Below are 23,232 nucleotides of genomic sequence, written 5' to 3' on the forward strand. Positions count from 1 at the left end.
ATGAAGGACTTTAAAGATAAAAGTATCATATTAGCTGTTCCCAATCATTTTGGGCTACCAAAGGTTTTTAAAAAGAACCTTGAGTATCTTGGTTTTAAGGTTTTTACTGTAGAACATGATTGTTCACAGGTAAAATTGAGCGCTGAAGAGTCTTTAATTCATATTTATAAAAAGGCATTCAGTAATAACAGGACCTTTAAAGCCAAAATGTTAGCCGAAAAAAAGGAACAACCACAACTGTTTTTTCTTGATAAAATCAGCCATGCAGATTATGCCCTGGTAGTACGTCCTGATCTGTTCAGTAAAAATGTTCTGGCCAAAATTCAGAAAAAAAGCACTTACACTGTAGCTTACCAATGGGATGGAATGCAGAGGTTTCCTTTAGCAGAAGATACCATACAATATTTTGACAGCTTTTTTGTATTTGATGAAAGAGATACCATCAGATATCCGCAGACAAAGCATATCCATAATTTTTATTTTGATTATCTGCCAGAAAAATCCGAGATAAAGCAGGACCTTTTCTTCGTAGGGACTTTTATGAAGGATCGTATTGAAGAGCTTTGCAATCTTTCTATATTATTTCAGGAAAAAAATCTGAAGACCAATATCAATGTAATCTATACTAAAGAAAAACATATCAGAAAGTATCAGGAGTATCCTATTAATTTCACAAGAACCGGAATGAGTTTTGAGGAAAACATGAAAAATGCCAAGTCTTCAAGAATTATTCTTGATTTTCAGAACACGATCCATAAAGGACTTTCTTTCAGAGTTTTTGAGGCTGTAGGATACAGAAAAAAATTAATCACCAATAATGAATTGGTAAAGGAATATAGCTTTTATAATTCTAGTAATATATTTCTGCTGAATGATCACAATATGTCTGACATCACCCATTTCCTGGCTGATGATTATATTGAATCTTCTGATGAGATTTATAAAAAATATAGTTTTACAAATTGGATCACCTGTATTTTAACAAAATGAAAAAGAGACTTTTATTTATTGCTCCAGATTACTATGGATTTAATGAAGTTATTTTTAGTGGTATAAAAAAGTATACAGATTTTGATTCTGTAATGGCTATAAGTGCTACAAACGAAAGATATCAATATAAAAACTTCTACGAAAGAGCAGAAAATTTTTTCTCTAAAACTTTTCTAAGAAAAAATTTAAAGAATCAAAAAAAAAGAGAACATTTGATAAGGCAGATGAACCAGCTGGATTATTATGATTATATCTTGGTAAATCGCCCTGATCTTTTAGACCAGGAAATGTATGATATTGTACAGAAAAAAGGAAAAAAAAAGATCGTAGTCTTTTGGGACAGCTTTAGCAAAATAGGCGGTCAAAAAGAAACTATTCCATATTATGATCTGGCATTTAGTTTTGATACTGATGATTGTAAAAATTATAATTTAAAGAAGATCAGCAATTTTTATTTCAACGAAGACCTCTATTCCAAGAATCCTATTCACGATATTGTTTTTTTAGGAACATTTGATAAACGTTTTGATGATTTGACCAAGATCATTAATAATATGAATCAGAAAGATATCGATATCAAGTGTTTCATTTATCATCCCAGTGATTTCAGTATAGATCAGCAAATTGAAAAAAATATTGTTAAATTGCCCAATATTCTTCCATTTAATGAATCTTATAGAGTGAATGAAAAAGGAAGTGTCCTATTAGATCTTGCCCACGAGAATCAATCAGGATTATCATTCAGACCTTTTGATGCTTTAGGATCAGAAAAAAAACTGATTACCACAAATAAAGCAATTAAAAACTATGATTTTTATAATTCAAATAATATTTTTGTTATTGAAGATATCAACAATATAGAAATACCTTCCTATTTTTTCACAACACCTTATGAAAAGGTTGACGAACAGATCCTGGAAAAATATTCTTTTAAAAACTGGATAAATACCATTTTAGATTTATGATCTCAAGAAAAATATATTTTATCTGCCCTACTAATCCTCACCCATCCGGGGGAGTAAAACAAATCTATAGAATGGTTGACATTCTTAATAAAAATGGATTTGATGCAGCAGTCATACATAAAAAAGCAGATCAGAGAGAGACTTGGTTTCCCAATAATACAAAGGTTATCCACAACCCTTACTTATTTAAGCTGATTAAATATCTGGATAAAAAAAAGCTAAGCATAAGCAAAAGATTAAAATTAATGTATTTAAAGAAAATCAGTTTTGGTATAGAGACTGATTCTATTTTGGTTTTCCCTGAAATCTATAGCAGTATCAACAAAATAGAGCCTTTTACAAAAAAAGTTATTTTTAATCAAAACTGCTATTATACATTCAACGGTTTTCCATTAGGAAGTCATACAGAAGATTTTCCATACAATAAAAAAAACATCTTGGAAACCATTGTTGTATCTGAAGACTCTAAGAATTACATCAAGACAGCTTTTCCCGGCACGTCAGTTCATAGAATACGATTAGGGATCGATGCCAGTATTTTCAATTTTTCCAAAAATAAGGAAAAAATCATTGCCTTCATGCCACGAAAGTTATCTGAAGACAGTACTCAAATTATTAACATTTTTCAATCTAGAAATAAAAGTTCTGACTGGAAAATTATGCCTATTGACAATAGGAATGAAAACGAAGTTGCAGAAATCCTTAAAAAAGCTGCTATATTTTTGAGTTTTAATCATAAAGAAGGATTTGGTCTTCCTCCCGTTGAAGCTATGTCTTGTGGATGTTACGTAATTGGATATAGAGGGCAGGCAGGAAAAGAATACTTTAATCCTGAGTTTTCATCCTCCGTAGAAGATGGTAATATTATTGAGTTTGTACTGAAAATAGAAGAAGCTACAAAGATGTATGATAGAAATCCCCAGGAAATTATAGATAAGGGACATATTGCTTCCGAGTTTGTATTAGCAAATTATTCTACCAGCAATGAGGAAAAAGATATTATCAATATCTGGAATAGCATTATGACCCGTGCAGAAGAGCAGGATTAACCACATAAATAATAGAAGAAGCCGTCCTTTCAGACGGCTTCTTTCTTGTATAATATCACAATACTTTATTAGTAAGCATAGAAAGGAATACCTTCTGCTATATATTCACGCGGAGTAACCGGAGCTCCTCCCGGGGAAGCAATATAGTAATGATCTTTTTGAGATGGGCTATAAAATTGATAAATTGGTTTTTTTGTGCTGTCCATAGTCGCATAAAAAGCAATTCCTTCATATGTATAAGTAGAAGGTGTACCCAGATAAGTTGAATAATAATGATCTTTCTCTTGTGGGCTATAATACTTATAAACCGGAATTGTACCAGGTGCTTTATAAGTATACGCTTTGAAAAACTCTCCTTCAGCAACATAAGTATTTGGGATTATTGGCAAATGAGAGAGATAGTGATCTCTTTCTTGCCCACTATAAAAGCCATATATAGGAACCGGAATATAATCCAGCATTACTTTATTATCAATCAGATATTGATTTACATATGCTTTAAGCTGAGCTTTTTTAACAGGATCTTTTATTAAATCATAGATAAATATCAACCCATCATTTCCAAAGTCAACTAATACTGCATTGTTAACAGTAGAGCTATTTTGCCAGTTTGCAATATTAATTTTGGAAGTATTCTGATCAATATTAATTTCTCCTATTAAACCTTTTGAGGGATCACCACCTCTTGTTCTGTAGGATAATTTTCTGGAAAAGTTTTTGCTTGATTCTGATGTATCAACATCATTTTGAGCATCAACATCAAAAACTTTAAGTAAACCAACCTTGACACCAATTCTTGCAGCACGGGCACGGCTTTCGTTAGTGGTTTCAGATTGGAACATAATATCCATTTTAGCTCCTGTATAAATATCTACAGCTACGTGGGTACCGTAGTCCTGAACAATTTGCTGTGGTGTTTTATTTTGTAGATCTTGTGAAAATTCAGGGGTTAAATAGTCTCCCAGCATATCTGCAGTAGCATTAAATCTTAATCGTCTCTGCTTAATTAAAAGGTTATAGCTTCCATAAATATATTTTGCATCAAATTTATGATTAGTTGTAACAGCTGAGTTAAATCCTACGGAAAGTGTTTTCTTAAATAACGGAATTCCTGCTGTAGCATTTACTTTAGTGGCAACCATTTTAGAATAAGTTTCTGCATTTTCTCCATAATCTTCCACATATTCTTGTGAATACGTATTTTCAGCCAGTATTCTACCGCCCTGCTCCGCCTTAAATCGATCAATATCAATTACTTTGAAGCCCGCAGCATTGGCATTAGCATACTCACCTGCAGCATTATATCCATGCCCAAGGATATCATAAGCTCCGTCTCCTGCAGATCTTCCAACTACTGAACGGCTAGTTTTGGTTTGCTGCTCAGCTGTCATCTCACTGCTAAGGTCTTCAGAAGAACATGAAGCCAAAAGTAACATTAGCAAACTGCTAAAGCAAAATACAATTTGTTTTGTCATAAGTATTTTTTTAAAATTCCGGGCAAAGGTAGCATACAGCGATATGCAAATGAAGAATAACAAAATGATATATATCATAAAACAGTGAATTTAATATACACCAAAATCACTTTTATCACTGCATAAAACAATCACTATAGATTGAATTAATTAATATATAAATTAATTTTATTCTTATTTATTGATTGCCTATAATAATTTTTAGTATTCCAGTATATCTATTCAAATTATAAACATTTTGCCCCATCTTTTACAATTAAGCACCTACAATTAAAGTTCTTAGCTATTTACAGCTTCTATCCTCAGGGAATGAAGTGGTTTAAATATAAAAATCGGAAAATACACGGTTATAAATCATCTCCTAAACGCATAATTTTAAGTAAATTTGCAAAAATTAAAATTGAAATGGAGAAAGTAAGAGTACGTTTTGCTCCAAGTCCTACAGGACCTTTGCATTTGGGAGGCGTAAGAACCGCATTATATGATTATCTTTTTGCTAAAAATCAGGGTGGAGAATTTGTACTGAGAATTGAAGATACAGATACCGCAAGATATGTAGAAGGGGCTGAAGAATATATTGAAGAAGCTTTAGAATGGTGCGGAATCATTCCTGATGAAAGTCCTAAGAAAGGAGGAAAATTTGCCCCTTACAGACAATCTGAAAGAAGAGATATCTATGACCGGTATACTGAGCAGATCTTAAAAACAGATTATGCTTACCTGGCTTTTGACACTCCCGAGGAGCTGGATGCTATGCGGGCAGAATTCGAGGCTAGAGGTGATGTTTTCTCTTATGATAACAAAACCAGAAACCGTTTAAGAAATAGCCTTGCACTTTCTGAAGAAGAAGTTCAGAAATTACTGGACGGAAAAACACCTTATGTGGTACGATTTAAAATGCCTGTTGACAGAGTATTGAATCTTGAAGACATTATCCGTGGAAAATCGTCTGTAAATACCAATACTTTAGATGATAAGGTTCTTGTAAAAAATGACGGAATGCCTACTTATCATTTTGCCAACATTATTGATGACCATGAGATGGAAATTTCTCATGTAATCCGTGGTGAAGAGTGGCTGCCTTCTTTAGGTCTGCACACTTTATTATACGAGGCAATGGGTTGGGAAGCGCCACAATTCGCTCACCTTTCTTTAATTTTAAAACCTGAAGGTAAAGGAAAATTAAGCAAAAGGGACGGTGATAAATTCGGGTTCCCGGTATTCCCGCTTGATTTTAAAGATCCTGCAACTGGAGTTGTTTCCAAGGGATACAGAGAGAACGGTTACCTACCTGATGCATTCATCAACATGGTTGCTTTATTGGGTTGGTCTCCTGCCGATGATAAAGAAATTCTTCCATTGGAGGATATGATCAAAGAATTTGATCTTCATAAAGTACATAAAGCAGGAGCTAGATTCAGTAAAGAAAAATCAGAATGGTTCAACCATCAGTATATTCAGATGCAATCTGATGAAGAACTTCTTCAGCTTCTTAAAAATACAGATCTTGATCTTTCCGGTTCTTCAGACGAAAAACTGTTAAAGGTGATTCAGCTGATGAAAGAAAGAGCTACTTTCCCGAAAGACATTTATGAAAACGGAAAATTTTTCTTCGAGGCTCCAACCTCTTATGATGAAAAAGCCTCAAAAAAAGCATGGAATGAGGAGACTTCTGCTATTTTAGAAGAATTGGCATCTACTCTTGAGTCTTCGGACTTTACTGCAGAAGCGCTCAAACAGACGGTTCATGACTTTGCCGAAAATAAAGGGCTGGGAATGGGTAAAGTAATGATGCCTTTGCGTTTGTCTTTAGTAGGAGAATTGAAAGGACCTGATGTTCCGGATATTTTGGAAATCCTTGGAAAAGAGGAAAGTACCTCCAGAATAGGCAATGCCATAAATAATTTTAAATAGAATAACCATAATTTTTCATACATTTGAAAGATTTAATTTACTTCAAGAAATGGAATATTTAAGTTTCGAACTTCCTATCAAAGAATTAATGGATCAATACCAGACCTGTTCTTTAGTAGGAGAAGAAAGTGGTGTTGATGTAAAATTAGCATGCAGCCAGATTGAGGATAAGATTTTAGAAAAGAAAAAAGAAATCTACGAAAATCTTACACCTTGGCAAAGAGTACAACTGTCCCGTCATCCGGATCGTCCATATACTATAGACTATATCAACGGAATGGCAGACAAAGGCAGTTTTCTGGAACTTCACGGAGACAGAAACTTCGCTGATGATCCGGCAATGATTGGAGGATTGATTACCCTGGATGGTCAAAGAGTGATGATCATAGGAACTCAAAAAGGAAGAACAACTAAAGAAAGACAGTACAGAAGATTTGGAATGCCAAATCCTGAAGGATACAGAAAAGCTTTAAGACTAATGAAGCTAGCTGAAAAGTTCAATATTCCTGTTGTAACTTTAGTAGATACCCCGGGAGCATATCCAGGGTTAGAAGCTGAAGAAAGAGGACAAGGTGAAGCTATTGCAAGAAATATTTTTGAAATGGTTCAGCTTAAAACTCCTATTTTCACTTACATTATTGGAGAAGGAGCTAGTGGTGGAGCATTGGGAATAGGTGTAGGAAATAAGGTATATATGTTAGAAAACACTTGGTATACCGTAATTGCACCGGAAAGCTGCTCATCCATCCTATGGAGAAACTGGGATCACAAAGAAGATGCAGCCAATGCATTAAACCTTACTCCACAGGATGCTTTAAGAGAAAAATTCATTGATGGAATCATTGAGGAACCTCTTGGAGGGGCTCAGTATGATCCGGAAACCACTTATTTAAATCTAAAGAGTTCTATTTTACAGAATATAAAAGCTTTTTCCAAATTTACAGGGCAAGAGCTTGAAACCCAGAGACAAGATAAATTCATTGCGATGGGTCAGTTTAAAGGATAAAAAAACAAAAGGGTTAAGAAATATTTTCTTAACCCTTTTTTAAGCTCTAGTCTTCTTCTAATCCGCAACATTGAGAGCAATTTCAATGTCCTGGTTAATTTTCTTTAATGAAGAATATTTTGCATCACACACCATGGTGGTCAATATATATTCTCCTTTATCTATAAGAATAAAGTTTTCCCCTTTAGCAGGAACACTCAGATTATAATATTTTTTACCATTTATTTTTACGATCAGATTACAACTGGACCTGTTTTTAATATTGACGTAGGCTTCATTTTTATTGATATCATTGCTAAAGAGATGGGTAAGCATGGCCGCCCTTCTTTTATTTTCTTCACTCGCCCCCGACATGGAAGAGCCTGCACTTTTTGCTGAACCTACCGAAGCATAGCTTACACTTCTTTCTTCTTTTAATGCATCAATAGCGGCAGCTGTATTATTAGCTGTGGAGACCTTATTATTAGCAGCAGAAGATTTATTGGCAGCCAACACTTTGCCACTATTCAGCTCATTGTTTTTTACTATTTTTTCAATCTTTTCTTTGCCGATCGGTTTGATTGTAGGTTTTGCTTCAGGAGAATTATCAGCCATGATAATTTCCATCAGCTTTCTTTTAAAATAGTCTGTTTTTGCGTGGCCGGGATTTTGTTTCAGGAAACCTGCTATTATTCTTGCTTCTTTAGAAATCTCTGCTTCCTGCTCTGTATAGATGATTACTGTTTCTTTTTCTATAACAGCTTTAGATTTCGATTTTTTCTTTTTTTGGGAAAAACCAAGAGAAAAAATGCATATAAATAGAAGGAAGAAGAATTTTTTCATTAATCAAAACTTTAAAATAGTATTAAATATATTAATAACGTGAAAAGTCATTTTTTAGTTTATCATTAAAATCATTATCTTTGCACTGCTTTAAAATTAAGCTAAAAATTAATACTAATCTTAAATAAAAAATAATAGATATTATGTCTTATACACCAGTTGCTGCTGACGTAGCGAAATTAAGAAACCAAACAGGTGCAGGTATGATGGACTGCAAGAAAGCTCTAGTTGAAGCTGAAGGAGACTTCGAAAAAGCGGTAGATATCCTTAGAAAAAAAGGACAAAAAGTTGCTGCTAACAGAGCTGACAGAGAGTCTGCTGAAGGAGCGGTAATTGCAAGAGTAAATGAAGACAATACTTTAGGGGTTGTTATTTCTTTAAATTGTGAGACTGACTTCGTTGCTAAAAATGAAGCTTTCATTGAATTAGCTTATGAATTAGCTGAAATGGCTATTTTCGCGGCTACTAAAGAAGAGCTTTTAGCTACTGATTTCCACGGAATGACTGTTGCTGAAAAATTAATTGAGCAAACAGGAGTTATCGGTGAAAAAATCGAGATTGGATCTTTCGAAAGAATTCAGGGAGATTTCTTAGGAGCTTATATCCACGCTGGAAACAAAATTGCTGCTATCACTTCTCTTTCTGCTAAAGTAGACGGAGCTGACGAAGCTGCTAAAGCTGTTTCTATGCAGGTTGCTGCCATGAACCCAATTGCTTTAGACGAAACTAGAGTTTCTCAGGAAACTATCGATAAAGAATTAGAGATCGAAAGACACAAACTTACTGAAGAAGGTAAGCCTGCAAACATTATCGATAATATCCTTAAAGGTAAAATGCAGAGATTCTACAAAGACAACACTTTGGTACACCAGGACTTTATTAAAGACGGAAGTATCTCAGTTGCTGACTATGTAAAATCTGTAAACGGAGACCTAAAAGTAACAGGATTTGTAAGAGTAAGCTTAGTGTAATCAAGCTTTCAAAAAAATATTTGATCCCGATGAAATTCATCGGGATTTTTTATGCAGTATTCCAGCTAATATGAACACAATATAACATGAATTTTAAATATTCAACAAGTAAGTATTCATAGAATTCTCCATGCTAAAAATCAATTATTACTTAATAGATTTGCGGTCCTTTATCATAATTTTTTTTAAATGGGCAGAATCGGGTATACAATTACCAGTTTCACATTTGGATTGGCTTTTAATTAAAAATCGAGAATAATTCATCGTATTTATTAGTATTTTTTTAACAATATTTAAAATTTTATTTTAATTTTGTAGAAATCCTAATTCCCAACACATGAAAAGATTTTTACTTGGCTTAGTATTGGTTTTTTTTACAATTAACACAGTATTTGCTCAAAGAGATACAGAACACTGGATAGCGCCCTACTTCAGTAATGCCGGCAACTATTCCAACAGGATCTATTTATCCACAGATTCTGTAATTCCTTTTGATGTAAAAATATATAACAATAATAATCCTACTCCGATTGCTACTGTTACAATCAGTAAAGGTAATCCCCAGTCTGAATTTATTGATCCTAGTCTGGTATCCACTTCAGCAACTACCGATGCTTTCAAATCTATTGGAAAGGGATTGTATCTGAAAGGAGACAAACCTTTCTACTGCAGTTTAAGACTTGCCCAATCTGCACATGGTGAAATTATCACCAGCAAAGGAAAAGCAGGTATTGGAAAACAGTTTTATGTTGCTACCCCTCCTAATACAAATACATCTAACAGTATTAATAATTTCACAGCAGGAATTTTGGCTACGGAAGACAATACTACAGTAACAGTAACCTGGAATGGAACCGGAGTTCAGTTTTATAATGGTACACCTACAGGAAACACCCAGACCTTTACACTAAACAAAGGAAAGGCCTTTATTTTTGCCGGTACCGGAACTAATACAGCAAACCTTAGCGGCTTTATTGGTGCTAAAGTTGTTGCAGACAAACCTGTAACCCTTACCAACGGAAGCTGTAACGGAAATTTTTCTTCTGCCCCAAGTGGCTCAGACCCTATTCTGGATCAGTCTGTTCCTACAGACAGACTTGGAAGCACCTTTGCTATGGTAAAAACAAGATCCACAGCTCCCAATCTTAATATGGAAGGAGGCCTTATCGTAGCTACAGAAGACAATACTGAAATATATTTAAATGGGGCTACCACTCCTGTTCAGACCATTAATGCGGGAGGATGGTATAGAATCAATGAGACCAACTATGTTACCCAACCCGGTGCAGGAGCTCATTCCAATATGCTTATTTCAACTTCAAGAAATGTTTATTTATACCAGTTTATTGGAATAGATAATAGTGATGCTACCAATGGATTCAACTATATACCACCATTAAACTGTTTTCTTCCAAGAAAGATTGACGAAATTGGAAAGATCAACCAAATGCCACTTGGCACATCTGGTGCAAGCACTACCCCAAGTGATCTCCATGTAAAATTAAATATTTTAACTGAAACCGGAGCTGCAGTAACCGTAAACGGCGTTGCCCCGACAGCCGCTGAAGGCCCTTACCCACTTACGGGAAATACACAATGGGTAACGTATGCTATCAATGATATATCAGGAAATGTAACCATCACTTCTACCAAAGCGGTGACCGCAGGGATTAACGGCGGATACAGTACTGCAGGATATGGAGGATATTTTGCAGGGTTTTCATCAATTCCCGTTATTGCAAAAGTAACAGGAGAGTGTGTTCCGGGATTAATACTGGAAGTAGATGATGGCTATGAAACCTATCAGTGGTTCCGCAACGGGACGGCTGTAGCAGGTGCAACTTCATTCACCTACACTCCTACCCAATCAGGAAATTACACCGTGAAAGTAACCATGGGGACTTGTCCTCCCGTTACTACTCCTATCTATAAAGTACAAACATGTTTAAAGCGCACTACACAGGCTCTCAATGCATGTTCCACTAAAGTTATTACACCGGCATTTACGTCTTCTACCCAAACGCCTGCGCCAGGTACAGTAATGATTATCAGTGCTCCTACTCACGGAACAGCTGTTATCAATCCTGCAACAGGACAAATTACCTACACTCCGAATGCCAACTACCTGGGACCAGATGTAATTGTGTATAAATTCTGTGGAGCAGCTACCGAGTTTATCGACTGTGAAGAAATTACCTTAAATCTTACAGTAGTTCCTTTCATCGTACAGGATACCAGCATTAAAGCATGTTGGTATGATGTAGACCCTTATGCCTATTTTGACCTTACTAAAGCTAAAGTAACTGATTATAATGCAGTTGTAAAAAAATATTACCGTACCCTTATTGATCTTAACGCAGGCATCAATGAAATTACAACTCCCGACAACTTCCCTGCTACAGGAGGATTTGTATATGTAAAAATAACAACAGCTGAAGGCTGTACTGCCAATGCAAAAATTGAGCTTATTGCACTGCCTATCAAAAAATCACCTCTTCTTGTAGACCAGTATATCTGTATGGATGCTAAAACCAATATTGATGCAGGACCTGGATATGACTCTTATCAATGGAACACAGGAGCTACTACTTCAGGGATCAGAGATGTAGGAGTGGGTGAATACTCTGTAATATTGGGTAAAGACGGATGTTTCATAACGCAGATTGTAAGAATAAGAAAAGCTGAAGATCCGGTTATCCAGCAAATTGAGATTAACAATAACAGTGCATCTGTTATTGTAACCGGAGGTAAGGCTCCTTACAAATTCGCAGTTGACGGAACTGTAAACTGGCAGGACTCTAATTCCTTTGGAGGATTATCAAGAGGACAGCATACATTCTATGTAAAAGATGCCTACGATTGTACTCCGGTTTCTGTTGAGATCACTGTTCCTAATTTATTAAATGCAATTACCCCTAACGGAGATAATGTAAATGATTATATAGACTACAGCGAGCTGGCTTATAAAGAAAATCTTTCTTTTGTAGTGTATGACAGATATGGAAACATGGTCTTTACCGGAAATAAGTTTAATAACTACAAATGGGACGGAAGACATTTCGATAAAAAACTGGGAACAGGAACCTATTGGTACCATATCAATTGGAACGAGCCTAATAAAGAAAAAACTCCAATAAAGTATACAGGCTGGATCTTAGTAAAAAATTTAGAATAGAATACTTTCATACTTTTTAGAAACCACGATAATCATCGTGGTTTTTTATTTTAAAACACTTCTTACGCTGCCACATTAAGTAATACCAACTCAATAAAGTCAAAAATTCAATAAAATGTGGGGATTTGATGAAAAAAAGCGAATATCAGATTTTAGCTATAATTTATCAATCACAAGTAGGCAATGCACGTATATTTATTAATTTGGCAACTAATATTAAAAATATTTTCAATACTAACCAATTATTCTATTATTTTTGTAAAAATCTAATTTTACATCTATGAAGAAAATTCTATCCGTTTTTCTGTTATTCTTTGCGGCAGTCCAAATGCTCTTTGCCCAAAGAGATACAGAACATTGGTTTGCCCCGATGGCAGCCAGGTCAACAGTACTTAGCAATCCCAAGCAGGCTTTGTACTTTTCTACAGATTCTGTCACGCCCTTTCCTGTAGAAATATACAGCAATGGTGCTTTATTGGCTACTGTTACCATCAGTAAAGGTTCTCCTCAAACATATGACGTACCCTTAAACAGAATGGTTGCCAGTACCAATGGTGAACTTTTTACCCCGGGTAATAAAGGCTTATATACAAAAGGAACAAAACCTTATTTCGTTACCTATAGATTTTCAGTATCCAGTCATGGTGAGATCTTAACATCAAAAGGTAAAGCAGGAATCGGTACAAAATTCTATGCCGCTACAGCTCCTATTGAAGAGTTGGGAAGTTTATATAATTTCACCACAGGTATCTTGGCTACAGAGGACAATACAAAAGTAACTGTTTCCAATTATAGTGCTAATATTATATTTACTAATGGCTGGACAGGTGCTACCAACCCCACTATTACTTTTACCCTTAATAAAGGGCAGTCTTACATTATTGAAGGAACAGGGGATAAAGCAATGAACAAAGAAGCCTTCATTGGAGCCAAAATAGAATCAGACAAACCTATTTCTGTTACCAATGGAAACTTTAATGGCCAGTTTGCTATACCTTCAACAGGATACTGGGATGGTTCCGATATTATTATGGACCAGTCTGTACCCGTGGACAGATTAGGAAATGAATTTGTAGTTGTAAAGGGAAATGGCAACATCAGTAAAAGAATGGAAGACGCTTTAATCATTGCTACTGAAGGTGGAACCCAGGTATATATCAACAATGGAACTACTCCAGTTGTTACTCTTGCTGAGGGAGAAAGTTACCGAGTGAATAAAGCAAGCAACACCAATTATATCAACCAGGGAAATAATCATTACAACATGTACATAAGAACAACAAAAAATGTATATGTATATCAATTAATGGCAGGTATTGCAGATAGCAATGCTACTCTTGGATTCAATTATATTCCGCCATTAAACTGTTATCTTCCAAGAAAGATTGATGAAATTGGAAAGATCAAAGACCTTCCTTATTATACCACCCTATCCAATCATATTGTTAAATTAAACATTCTGACTGAAAATGGAGCTGCCGTTACCGTAAATGGAGCTGCACTACCGGCAACTCAGGGACCATTTCCTGTAAGTGGAACCTCCAATTGGGTATCCTATTCAGTTCCGGATATTACCGGCAATGTTACCATAACCTCTACAAAAGCTGTTACAGCAGGTATTTCCGGAGGAAGTGGTGTAGTGGGATATGGTGGATACTTTGCAGGATTCTCTTCAATTCCTGTGATTGCAAAACAAACCGGAGATTGTATCCCGGGATTAGTATTGGAAGTAGGAGACAGTTTTGACACGTATCAATGGTTTAGAAACAATACACCTATTCCTGGTGCAACAACAAATTCTTATACTCCTACACAATCAGGGCGTTATACTGTGAAAATTACTGTTGGGACATGTCCCCCGGTAGTTACCCCGGAATATAAAGTATTCACTTGCCTTAAGAAAACTACTTTAACTGATACCGTATGTGATGTTGTAAAGCAGATTGTTCCAACATTCACCAACTCTACCCAAACTGTAGTTCCGGGAACAGTAACCATTCTTACGCCTCCAACTCATGGTAATGCCATCATTGATCCTGTTACGGGAGTGATAAGCTATGCCCCTTCTTTCGGATATATAGGACCAGATACCATCGTGTATCAGTTCTGTGGCAATGATCCTGAATTTACAGATTGTGAAGAAATAACATTAAACTTAACGATATCTGAAAGTCCTGTAGTCAAGAATGCTTCATTAAGAACTTGTTTCATTGAATCAAACCCTGCAACAGGTCTGTTCAATCTTACCAATGCACTGGTTCACGATCCGGGTAATTATACTAAGAAATACTACCCGTCTCTTGCTGATGCCCATGCAGGAACCAATGAAATTCTAAACCCAACAGCTTATGTAGCTCCAACGGGAGTTGTCTATGTGAAAGTATCCAACACCAATGGATGTTACAGAGTGGCAGAGGTCACTTTAACCGTGTTACCACCAGTGAAATCCGATCTATTGGTTGACAAAATCATTTGTATGGAAAATAAAACAACACTTGATGCAGGCCCAGGATTTAAAAGCTACGAATGGAGCACAGGGGCAACAACTCAGGCTATACAAAACGTAGGCGTGGGAACGTATTGGGTAAAACTTAAAACAGGAGACTGTGTTACCTTACAAACGGTAAAAGTATATGCTTCTGAACAGCCTGTAATTTCTAATATTGATATTTCAAACAATTCAATTACAGTGTATGTAATAGGTGGAACTCCTCCTTATAAATATTCTATTGATAACCTTAACTGGCAGGATTCTAATATATTTACCAATATGCCTAGAGGTAACGCAAGCGTATATGTAAAGGATGACTATAATTGTACACCACTGCAGGTAGATATTACAATTCCTAACCTGATTAATGTAATTACACCTAACAATGACGGGGTAAATGATGCTATTGATTATTCTGCATTAGCCAATAAAAACAATCTCGTTATTAACATTTTCGACAGATACGGAACTAAAGTCTATCAGGCGGATAAGTCCAATGGATACAAATGGAATGGAACTCTGGACGGAAATAAGAAAATTTCTACAGGAAATTATTGGTATGAAATAGGCTGGACCGAACCAACCGGTAAGCAAACTGCCATTAAATTCACTGGCTGGATTTTAGTAAAAAACAGAGAGTAAAAAATTAGAAATAAAATTTTCAAAACCACGATCTTAAAGTCGTGGTTTTTTTATTAGTTTTTCAAGGTTTTAATATCATTTATTATTAAATTTGTGATAAATACTAATACTGAATGAAGAAAATTCTATCTTTTCTATTTATATTTTCTATTTTCACCTTTACCTTTGCCCAATTAGACAGAGAACATTGGTTTGCCCCAATGATAGACAGAACTGGCAGCCCCAATCCTTATCAGAAAATCTATCTATCTACCAATAGAACCACTCCTTTTCCGGTTAATATTTACAATAACAATATTCTGATCGGAACGGTGAACATCAGTAAAAACAATCCTCAAAAGTTTGATGTACTGAGGGAATATATTATTACCACCCAGCAGGCAGACTTATTTACCCCCACCACAAAAGGATTATATTTAAAAGCAGAATTTCCTTTCTATGCTAATTTAAGATTCTCCGTATACAACCATGCAGAAATCATTACCTCCAAAGGAATCCCGGCGACCGGAAAAAACTTCTATGCAGCATCTGCACCGCTCTCTGTAAGCAATACTATCCTTAACTTTATGACCAGTGTTCTAGCTACAGAAGATAATACTACAGTCTCAATTACAGGATACAGCCCGCTTGTACAGTTTTCAAATGGAACTACCGGAACAACTAATCCTACGATGACTTTTACCCTAAACAAAGGACAGTCTTATATAATTGATGGTATCGGGAACAGTATCGGAAATTTTGACGGCTTTATAGGATCAAAGATCACCGCAAACAAGCCGGTAAATATTACCAATGGAAACTTTAACGGACAGTATGCCGGCGACTACCCCTCAAGTTCGGATATTTTAATGGATCAGGCTGTACCGGTAGAAAGGCTTGGTAATGAGTTTGCCCTTGTAAAAGGCAATGGAAGCGTAGGAACTAATATGGAGGGTGCTGTAGTGATTGCCACCGAAGACAATACTCAGATCTATGTAAATAATGAAATTGTACCTATAGCGACCATCAATACCGGAAAATATTTTGTAATTCCCGATACAAAATACAGTTTGCAGGGTGGAGGACATTACAACCTGTATGTTAAAACATCTAAAAACGCATATGTATATCAAATATTAGCAGGAAGCGACAATGCTTTAAATCAGGTAGCAACCGGTGGATTTAATTTTATACCAGCCCTGAATTGCTATTTACCAAAGCAGATTAATGAACTTGGCTTTATTAATGAAAATTTTGTATACTCCAATGGAAACCCTTCAGGGATTCTCAATATTCCAACAAAATTAAACCTTATTACAGAAAGAGGAGCGAATGTAACAGTGAACGGGGCAACCCCGCCAGCAAATACAGGGCCATATGACATGACCGGTACAACCAATTGGGTGACCTATGGAATACCCAATGTAACCGGAACGATAACCATAGTTTCAGATAAAGCAATTACTGCCGGCATTAATGCAGGAAGTGATGCAGTAGGATATGGAGGCTTTTTTGCAGGCTTCCCTACTCAGCCTGTCATTATAAAATCAGGAGGAGACTGCGCGCCGGGAATTATCCTTACTGTAGATCCTATTATTTATGACACTTACCAATGGTATAGAAACGGAGTTTTAATTACCGGAGCTACGGGATCTTCTATTACTCCTACTCAATCAGGCTATTACACATGTACTGTAACCATGGGGCGCTGTGCTCCTTTAGTTACCGGGCAATATAAAGTGTTGAACTGTACGAAGCTCAATACAGCCACTTATGATGTATGTACCACCCAAACCATAACACCAGCTTTTAGCAGTTCACTACAGACTCCTGTACCAGCTACAGTGGCCATTACAACAGCTCCTACCCTGGGTACAGCAGCTATAGATCCGGTTACCGGAATCATTACCTATACCGTTAATACTCCCGGTACTGCAGGAACGGATACTTTTACCTATACTTTCTGTGGAAATGATCCTGATTTTCCGGATTGCGAAACCATAACTGTCACCATCAATATTCTCGCCCTTACTGTAACAGACAGAACCTTAAGTGCCTGTGATATTAATGGGCTTGGTGTATTTAATTTAACCACTGCAAACGTCACAAATAATTCCCCTGTTACCATTACCTATTATCCTACCCTTACGGATGCCCAGACAGAAAATCCGGCTGCCCTGATTGCGGTTCCGGATTCATATTCTGCGCCGAACGGAACTATTGTATATGCTGTAGTAAAAAACAACCTTGGCTGTAAAAGCATAGCTAAAATAACCCTCAATCTATATAACAAAGCCATCGTATTAGATAACTACAATGGTGTCTTCTGTGACGATAACCTGGATGGCACTGTGAATATTATTTTACCCAATATCACGGCTATTGTCCTTAACAATCCTACATATTTTACAAATGTTCGGTATTATGCCAGCCTTACGGATGCCACCGCCGGAAATGCCAATACCCTGTCCAATACCTGGAGCTATACCGGTCCTGTAACCATCTATATCAGAGTAGATTCTCCGGATGGATGTGCAACAGTGATTAAACCTTTACAATTCAGTATCGGAGGCAGATTGCAATTATTAATAACATCGGCTAACCAGGATGTATGTGATGATGACTTAGACGGAATAAAATCAGTTAATTTATCACAGTACATAGCTCAGTTCACAACAGACCCTGCAGTTACCTTTACTTTCCACGGAAGCTTGTCTGAGGCACAGAATAACATCAATCCTATTTCCCCGGCTGTGAATATTACTATGTCTCAGACCTATTACATCCGTTTTGAAAAAAATGGAGTATGCCCGGAAGTGGCTTCTATTAAAATCACCATTAAAATTCCTAAAAAATCAAACCTGCTGAAGGATCAGGCTATCTGTCCTAAAATGACCACCACACTGGATGCCGGCCCGGGATTTGACAAATATTTGTGGAGTACGGGAGCTTCAACGCCTTCTATCACCAATGTTCCTGTAGGAAGCTATTGGGTAGATCTTACCTCGAACGGTTGTGTGTACAGGCAGCACGTCAACGTCACAGAATTACCGCTCCCCATTATTACGTCTATTGAAATTGACGGAACTACTGTAAAGATAGGGGCAAGCGGTGGTACCCCTCCTTATGAGTATTCTCTGGACGGTGTGGTATGGCAGAGTTCAAATGTTTTTCAAAACGTGCCGAGAGGAGCCCACACAGCGTTTGTAAGAGATTCCAAATTGTGTGAAGAGGTTAAAAAATCATTTGCGATCATTAATCTTATCAATACCATTACTCCAAATGGTGACGGATACAACGAAGGCATAAACTATTCGGCTTTAATGGCCAATGATAACCTGGTATTCAGGGTTTTTGACAGATATGGCGCGGAAGTCTTCAGAGGAACTCCTGAAAATAAATATACATGGGATGGAAGATTAGGCGGCAGATATGTACCTACTGCTACTTATTGGTATTTTATCAGCTGGACAGAGCATGGATCAGGACTCGAGATAAAGTATTCAAGCTGGCTTTTGGTAAAACACAGGTAAAGACAATTATAAACGTATAAAAGGTCCTGTTTCCGGCATTAAACATATTTAAAACTAAGTTTATAACACTCATTAACAATTTAATACTAAAGTTTAATATAACTTTAACCTCTATTCTCTATCATAATAGGAACAAATTGCTGTATTTCTATGTAATTTTGCCCCATTATATGAAGAAACTGTTTACTCTATTATTATTGGTTTTCCTTGCAAAAATCAATGCTCAAATATATTCCGGAGAGGTATTTCTAAGAGATAATTCTATTTTATACCTTAATCAGGTTTATGTTACCAATCTTAATTCCCAGAAGACTGTGCTCACAGACTATAATGGAAATTTTAATATTCCTGCCAATCCGGGGGATGTTATCCGTTTTACCTCTATTGTTACAGAGAGAAAAGATATCAAACTAACCCCGCAGTTAATAGAACAGAAAAACTTAATTGAGCTCAAAATAGCGTATTATGAAATACAGGAGATTGTACTCACCCGATTCAAGCCTACCGGAAACCTTCGGTATGATGTAAACTCTATCAGAAAAGAGGATAAGAGCCTTGCCCTCAAAAAAGTAATCGGCCTCCCGCAGCCCAAGGGTGACGGCACTCCTCCAGAGCTTCCTGTTGCAGGATTGAGAGACGGCGGACTTACATTAAGCCTGGAAAGCATTTATGATATGCTCTCCGGAGAAAGGAAGAAAAAACAGCGTTACCTTGCCTACGAAAGAATGAATGGCTCTGTAAGTCAAATAAAAAATTATTTAGGAAAGGATTATTTCCTGAGGTTTAAAATCCCGGAAAACCTGATAGATAACTTCCTGCAGTTTGTATATACCTCTGAAAACATTCAGCCTTATGTACTGGCAGGAAATTTTGAAGCTATCAAAATCCCAATTGAAAAATATATTCCAATCTATCAGAAAAGATTAAGAAACTCTCATCTTCAGGAAATTATTGATAAATAAATACCGACTTATCTATCCTGCAAATAGATTCAGAAAATCATACAAATAACCATGAAAATACTTCATGGTTTATTTTTTATAAACGAACTGTGTGCTTATCTGTTACAATCAACCGTTTTCAGCTTTTGAAGACTGAAATTTCGCTAAAGAAAATTCTTTATTATTCAAAAATATACGTATTTTTAGGTCACAATTTTGTGTTTAAAATAAAAACAATACTATTTCGTTATAGTTAACACTAATTACCACCAAACCAAATTAAGAGAAAGTATCCATTTCTAACTTACTATTATTAATGAAAAAATTACTTTTACTTCTTGTTTCAGTGCTGTTCTTTAATCTGTCTGCCCAAAAAAAGGGAAAAGACTACACCAATGTTATAAAAAGCAACAACATCTACGAGATCAATGCTTTCTTAAGAGATGCTCATCCTGATGATCCGCGAAGGTCTATCTTAAAGCCCCGGGTCATGGAATTGATGAAAGAGTATATCAAAAATGCCCATCCTGAGGATCAAAAGGTCAAAGATATGCAGGAAATGCTTGCCCTGCTCAGAAGAAGACCATCTACCAAGATCAGCTTTGATGAAATGAATGCTATTATCAAACAGAAACAGATTGCAAAATATAAAGCCGAGCTTGCTGCAAAACAGTCTACCGCAGTATATACTCCGAGTACCAGTACAAATACATTTGTAGCCAATACAACCACTAATACAGCTATTCCGGACGCAGAGGCTGAAGAATTCAATATGCTGATGGCAGTATCCCCTACCGAACATCAAAACAGAACCGTCAAAATACTTAACTCTTTATTTGACAATGATCCTAATGCCAGAGAATGTATCGTCCTGATCCAAAATAAATCAGACTGTAATATTATTGTAAGAATGGAGGGAGTGGGTACTACCAAATACAGACTTGCTGTGCCTTCAAAAGGGGAAAGCTCTGTGGTGATAGAAAAAGGACAGTATCTTTTTACCAGTTTGGTATGTGGTGCGCAATATGCTTCCCAAAAAACGGTCCAGCGGCCTATTATGGTAGCATTAGGAAACTAGCTTTCCTTTTTATCCCGAATAGTTTTTATCCTCTTTTTGTTATACTACCCATTGTAGTTAAAAGTAAACAGATCTAATTATTATCGTTAATTTTTTCATATTTTTGCAGTCATTTTATAAATTCAATGGGCAAGAATAAACTAGCAAGATTTGCAGAAAACAAAATATTACCAAATGTTATCCAACCTACAAGAGAGGATGCACTGAAAGGCTTTGAACTGAAAGGTAACTGGAGAAAAGATTTCTTTAAAAATGACCATCCAATTGTATTGGAATTAGGATGTGGAAAAGGTGAATATTCTGTGGGTCTCGCAAAAGCATTTCCTGAAAAAAACTTTATAGGAATTGATATCAAAGGAGCCAGGTTTTGGTTTGGTGCCAAAGAAGCTGTAGAAAGCAATATGAATAATGTAGCTTTTTTAAGAAGCCAGATTGAGCTTGTGGATCATTTTTTTGCTGAAAACGAAGTAGATGAGATCTGGATTACTTTTCCTGATCCACAAATCAAATATAGAAGAACAAAACATAGACTGACACATCCGGACTTTTTAGACCGGTATAAAAAGTTCCTGAAACCAGGTGGTATTATTCATTTAAAAACAGATTCAGAATTCTTACATGGATATACACTCGGCTATTTACAGGGAGCAGGTTATGATATTATTAGCGCTCACCATGATATTTATGGTGCACCAGAATATGATCCGGATACGGAACATTTGAGAGATATTAAAACACATTATGAAGAACTGTTTTCAGCTAAAGGAAAGACTATAACCTATATAAAATTCCGGATCAGCTGATGAAATAACATACATTGATGAAAAAAAAATTTTTGACGATTTTATTTTTCACTTTCCTTACCCCCATCTTTACTAATGCCCAAAAAGGCACCAAAGACATTCTTAAAAGCACAAAAATCAAGGAAATTGAAGAATATTTAAAGAACGCACATCCTGACGATCCCAAAAGGGCTGTTCTTAAACCTAAACTCATTGCTCTAAAAAATGCAGAGTGGACAAAAGGAGCTCATACTGCCAAACCTATGGAAGCAAGACCTATTATCTCTGATATTCCCAAAAGCGTCTTGAGGAGCCCAAATTCCAGTGAAGCTGAAGAGTTTAAGAAGCTGATAGCTGAAACATCTGAAGAGCACAAAGAAAAGACAGTAAAGCTTCTGAATGCAATGCTCAGTGAGGATATTACCAGAAAAGAGGCTATCCTGCTGTTTAAAAATAATTCGGATTGTAATATCGTTTTAAGGATTGAAGGAAAAGATTATTATAATTTAGCGGTCCCTGCACATGGAGAAAACGTTGTAATCATTAATAAGGGTTCTTATACCCTAAGCAGCAATGTTTGCGACCTGAAATACTTCTCTAAAAAGGAGATTAAGAAAAGTATATTTATAACGATTGGCAATCCGGGGCAGTCTCCGGCGGAAACAGATAATAAACCACAAACGGATCCAAAAGAACCGATCCCGAAAAAGAAAAAAGCAAAAAAATAAACCGTATGAAAAAGCGATTGGTCTTTATAGGTATATCCATTATCCTTACCAGCTGTAATGCTAATTATGGAAACTATCCGATAAGAAAACCTTTCCCCTCAGGTAATTCCGGCAGTGCAGCCAGTACAGAAAGAGAATACAGCGAACTGATCAGGACCTATAAGCCCGAAACCGCCGATGTTCTTAATGATCTTCTCAATAATGATGATCCGGGAAACCCAAGGACCTCTCTTTCCATAGAAAACCAATCCTCATGTAATATGGTGCTTACAGTAAGCGGAAACAATTTCTTTAAAAAGATTCCTATAGCTTCCGGAAAAATAGGCTACACTATGGTTCCCAAAAATCAGAATTACAGATTATCCGGCATGGTATGTAATTCTTCCTACCAATCGACAAAATACATTACCAGCTCGTATTCTGTAAAACTTTCAAGATAAAAGTAAAACCCACAGAAATCTGTGGGTTTACTGTTAAACTCCCTTTTTCAGTAAGCACGAAAACAAATCCACTTTTATTACCAAAAAAGTTAAAACAAAAAGCCACCGAATAAAATTCAGTGGCTTTTTATATTTGTAAAGTGTCCCGTCCTGAAATAGCGATACATAAAAAAACAATCGTTATGGAAGAATATTTAGAAACACGTTATGTCAAGCGTACACAGAAAGATTACAGTTTGAGTTTGAAACTT

At 36.2% G+C, this 23,232-nt stretch carries 16 protein-coding genes; 14 read left to right on the plus strand and 2 right to left on the minus strand.

What is annotated here, in order from left to right:
* Genes MP478_RS20745 through MP478_RS20755 form a run of 3 tightly spaced genes read left to right on the plus strand, consistent with a single transcriptional unit; the run spans position 1 to position 3,004 of the window.
* Positions 1 to 990, plus strand: a complete 990-nt coding sequence (locus MP478_RS20745) for a hypothetical protein (RefSeq protein ID WP_257201529.1) — start codon at positions 1 to 3, stop codon at positions 988 to 990.
* Entirely contained in the window at positions 987 to 1,955 is a 969-nt protein-coding gene (locus MP478_RS20750; RefSeq protein WP_257201530.1) for a lipopolysaccharide core biosynthesis protein rfaS, read from the plus strand. Before MP478_RS20745 ends, MP478_RS20750 begins: the two co-directional genes overlap by 4 nt.
* Positions 1,952 to 3,004, plus strand: coding sequence for a glycosyltransferase (locus MP478_RS20755; RefSeq protein ID WP_257201531.1), 1,053 nt, complete (start codon positions 1,952 to 1,954; stop codon positions 3,002 to 3,004). Before MP478_RS20750 ends, MP478_RS20755 begins: the two co-directional genes overlap by 4 nt.
* Before the next feature lie 68 nt (positions 3,005 to 3,072).
* Here MP478_RS20755 and MP478_RS20760 read toward each other — a convergent pair whose 3' ends face one another.
* A complete protein-coding gene (locus MP478_RS20760; protein ID WP_257201532.1) occupies positions 3,073 to 4,479 on the minus strand; it encodes an MAC/perforin domain-containing protein in 1,407 nt (468 codons plus the stop codon).
* 405 nt (positions 4,480 to 4,884) lie between these two features.
* Here MP478_RS20760 and gltX point away from each other — a divergent pair, with 405 nt between their 5' ends.
* Positions 4,885 to 6,393, plus strand: coding sequence for a glutamate--tRNA ligase (gene gltX / locus MP478_RS20765; RefSeq protein ID WP_230037427.1), 1,509 nt, complete (start codon positions 4,885 to 4,887; stop codon positions 6,391 to 6,393).
* 49 nt (positions 6,394 to 6,442) lie between these two features.
* On the plus strand, positions 6,443 to 7,399 hold the full coding sequence (locus tag MP478_RS20770) for an acetyl-CoA carboxylase carboxyltransferase subunit alpha (RefSeq protein ID WP_047488710.1): 957 nt from the start codon (positions 6,443 to 6,445) through the stop codon (positions 7,397 to 7,399).
* A gap of 57 nt (positions 7,400 to 7,456) precedes the next feature.
* On the opposite strand, the gene MP478_RS20775 is transcribed toward MP478_RS20770, so the two are convergent.
* Positions 7,457 to 8,221, minus strand: coding sequence for a DUF6759 domain-containing protein (locus tag MP478_RS20775; RefSeq protein ID WP_257189998.1), 765 nt, complete (start codon positions 8,219 to 8,221; stop codon positions 7,457 to 7,459).
* Between the two features lie 143 nt (positions 8,222 to 8,364).
* On the opposite strand from MP478_RS20775, the gene tsf reads away from it, so the two are divergent.
* From tsf to MP478_RS20820, 9 genes are all read left to right on the plus strand, one after another.
* Complete coding sequence (tsf, locus tag MP478_RS20780; RefSeq protein WP_047488703.1) at positions 8,365 to 9,192, plus strand: translation elongation factor Ts; 828 nt, start codon at positions 8,365 to 8,367, stop codon at positions 9,190 to 9,192.
* A gap of 337 nt (positions 9,193 to 9,529) precedes the next feature.
* Positions 9,530 to 12,367 (plus strand): gliding motility-associated C-terminal domain-containing protein, encoded by a 2,838-nt coding sequence (locus MP478_RS20785; RefSeq protein ID WP_257189999.1) that lies wholly within the window; start codon positions 9,530 to 9,532, stop codon positions 12,365 to 12,367.
* 280 nt (positions 12,368 to 12,647) lie between these two features.
* Complete coding sequence (locus tag MP478_RS20790) at positions 12,648 to 15,500, plus strand: T9SS type B sorting domain-containing protein (protein WP_257201533.1); 2,853 nt, start codon at positions 12,648 to 12,650, stop codon at positions 15,498 to 15,500.
* Positions 15,501 to 15,613: 113 nt separating this feature from the next.
* Complete coding sequence (locus tag MP478_RS20795) at positions 15,614 to 19,012, plus strand: T9SS type B sorting domain-containing protein (protein ID WP_257201534.1); 3,399 nt, start codon at positions 15,614 to 15,616, stop codon at positions 19,010 to 19,012.
* A gap of 170 nt (positions 19,013 to 19,182) precedes the next feature.
* A complete protein-coding gene (locus MP478_RS20800) occupies positions 19,183 to 19,974 on the plus strand; it encodes a hypothetical protein (RefSeq protein WP_230037416.1) in 792 nt (263 codons plus the stop codon).
* A 295-nt stretch (positions 19,975 to 20,269) separates the two neighbouring features.
* Entirely contained in the window at positions 20,270 to 21,031 is a 762-nt protein-coding gene (locus MP478_RS20805; RefSeq protein ID WP_230037414.1) for a DUF6759 domain-containing protein, read from the plus strand.
* A gap of 125 nt (positions 21,032 to 21,156) precedes the next feature.
* Positions 21,157 to 21,834, plus strand: coding sequence for a tRNA (guanosine(46)-N7)-methyltransferase TrmB (gene trmB / locus MP478_RS20810; RefSeq protein WP_257190003.1), 678 nt, complete (start codon positions 21,157 to 21,159; stop codon positions 21,832 to 21,834).
* A gap of 17 nt (positions 21,835 to 21,851) precedes the next feature.
* Positions 21,852 to 22,541: a DUF6759 domain-containing protein gene (locus MP478_RS20815; RefSeq protein WP_257190004.1), complete on the plus strand. Its 690-nt coding sequence runs from the start codon at positions 21,852 to 21,854 to the stop codon at positions 22,539 to 22,541.
* A gap of 5 nt (positions 22,542 to 22,546) precedes the next feature.
* Positions 22,547 to 22,981, plus strand: a complete 435-nt coding sequence (locus MP478_RS20820) for a DUF6759 domain-containing protein (protein WP_257190005.1) — start codon at positions 22,547 to 22,549, stop codon at positions 22,979 to 22,981.
* Positions 22,982 to 23,232 lie beyond the last annotated feature (251 nt).

The sequence above is a fragment of the Chryseobacterium sp. WG14 genome (assembly GCF_024586945.1).
GTDB lineage: Bacteria > Bacteroidota > Bacteroidia > Flavobacteriales > Weeksellaceae > Chryseobacterium.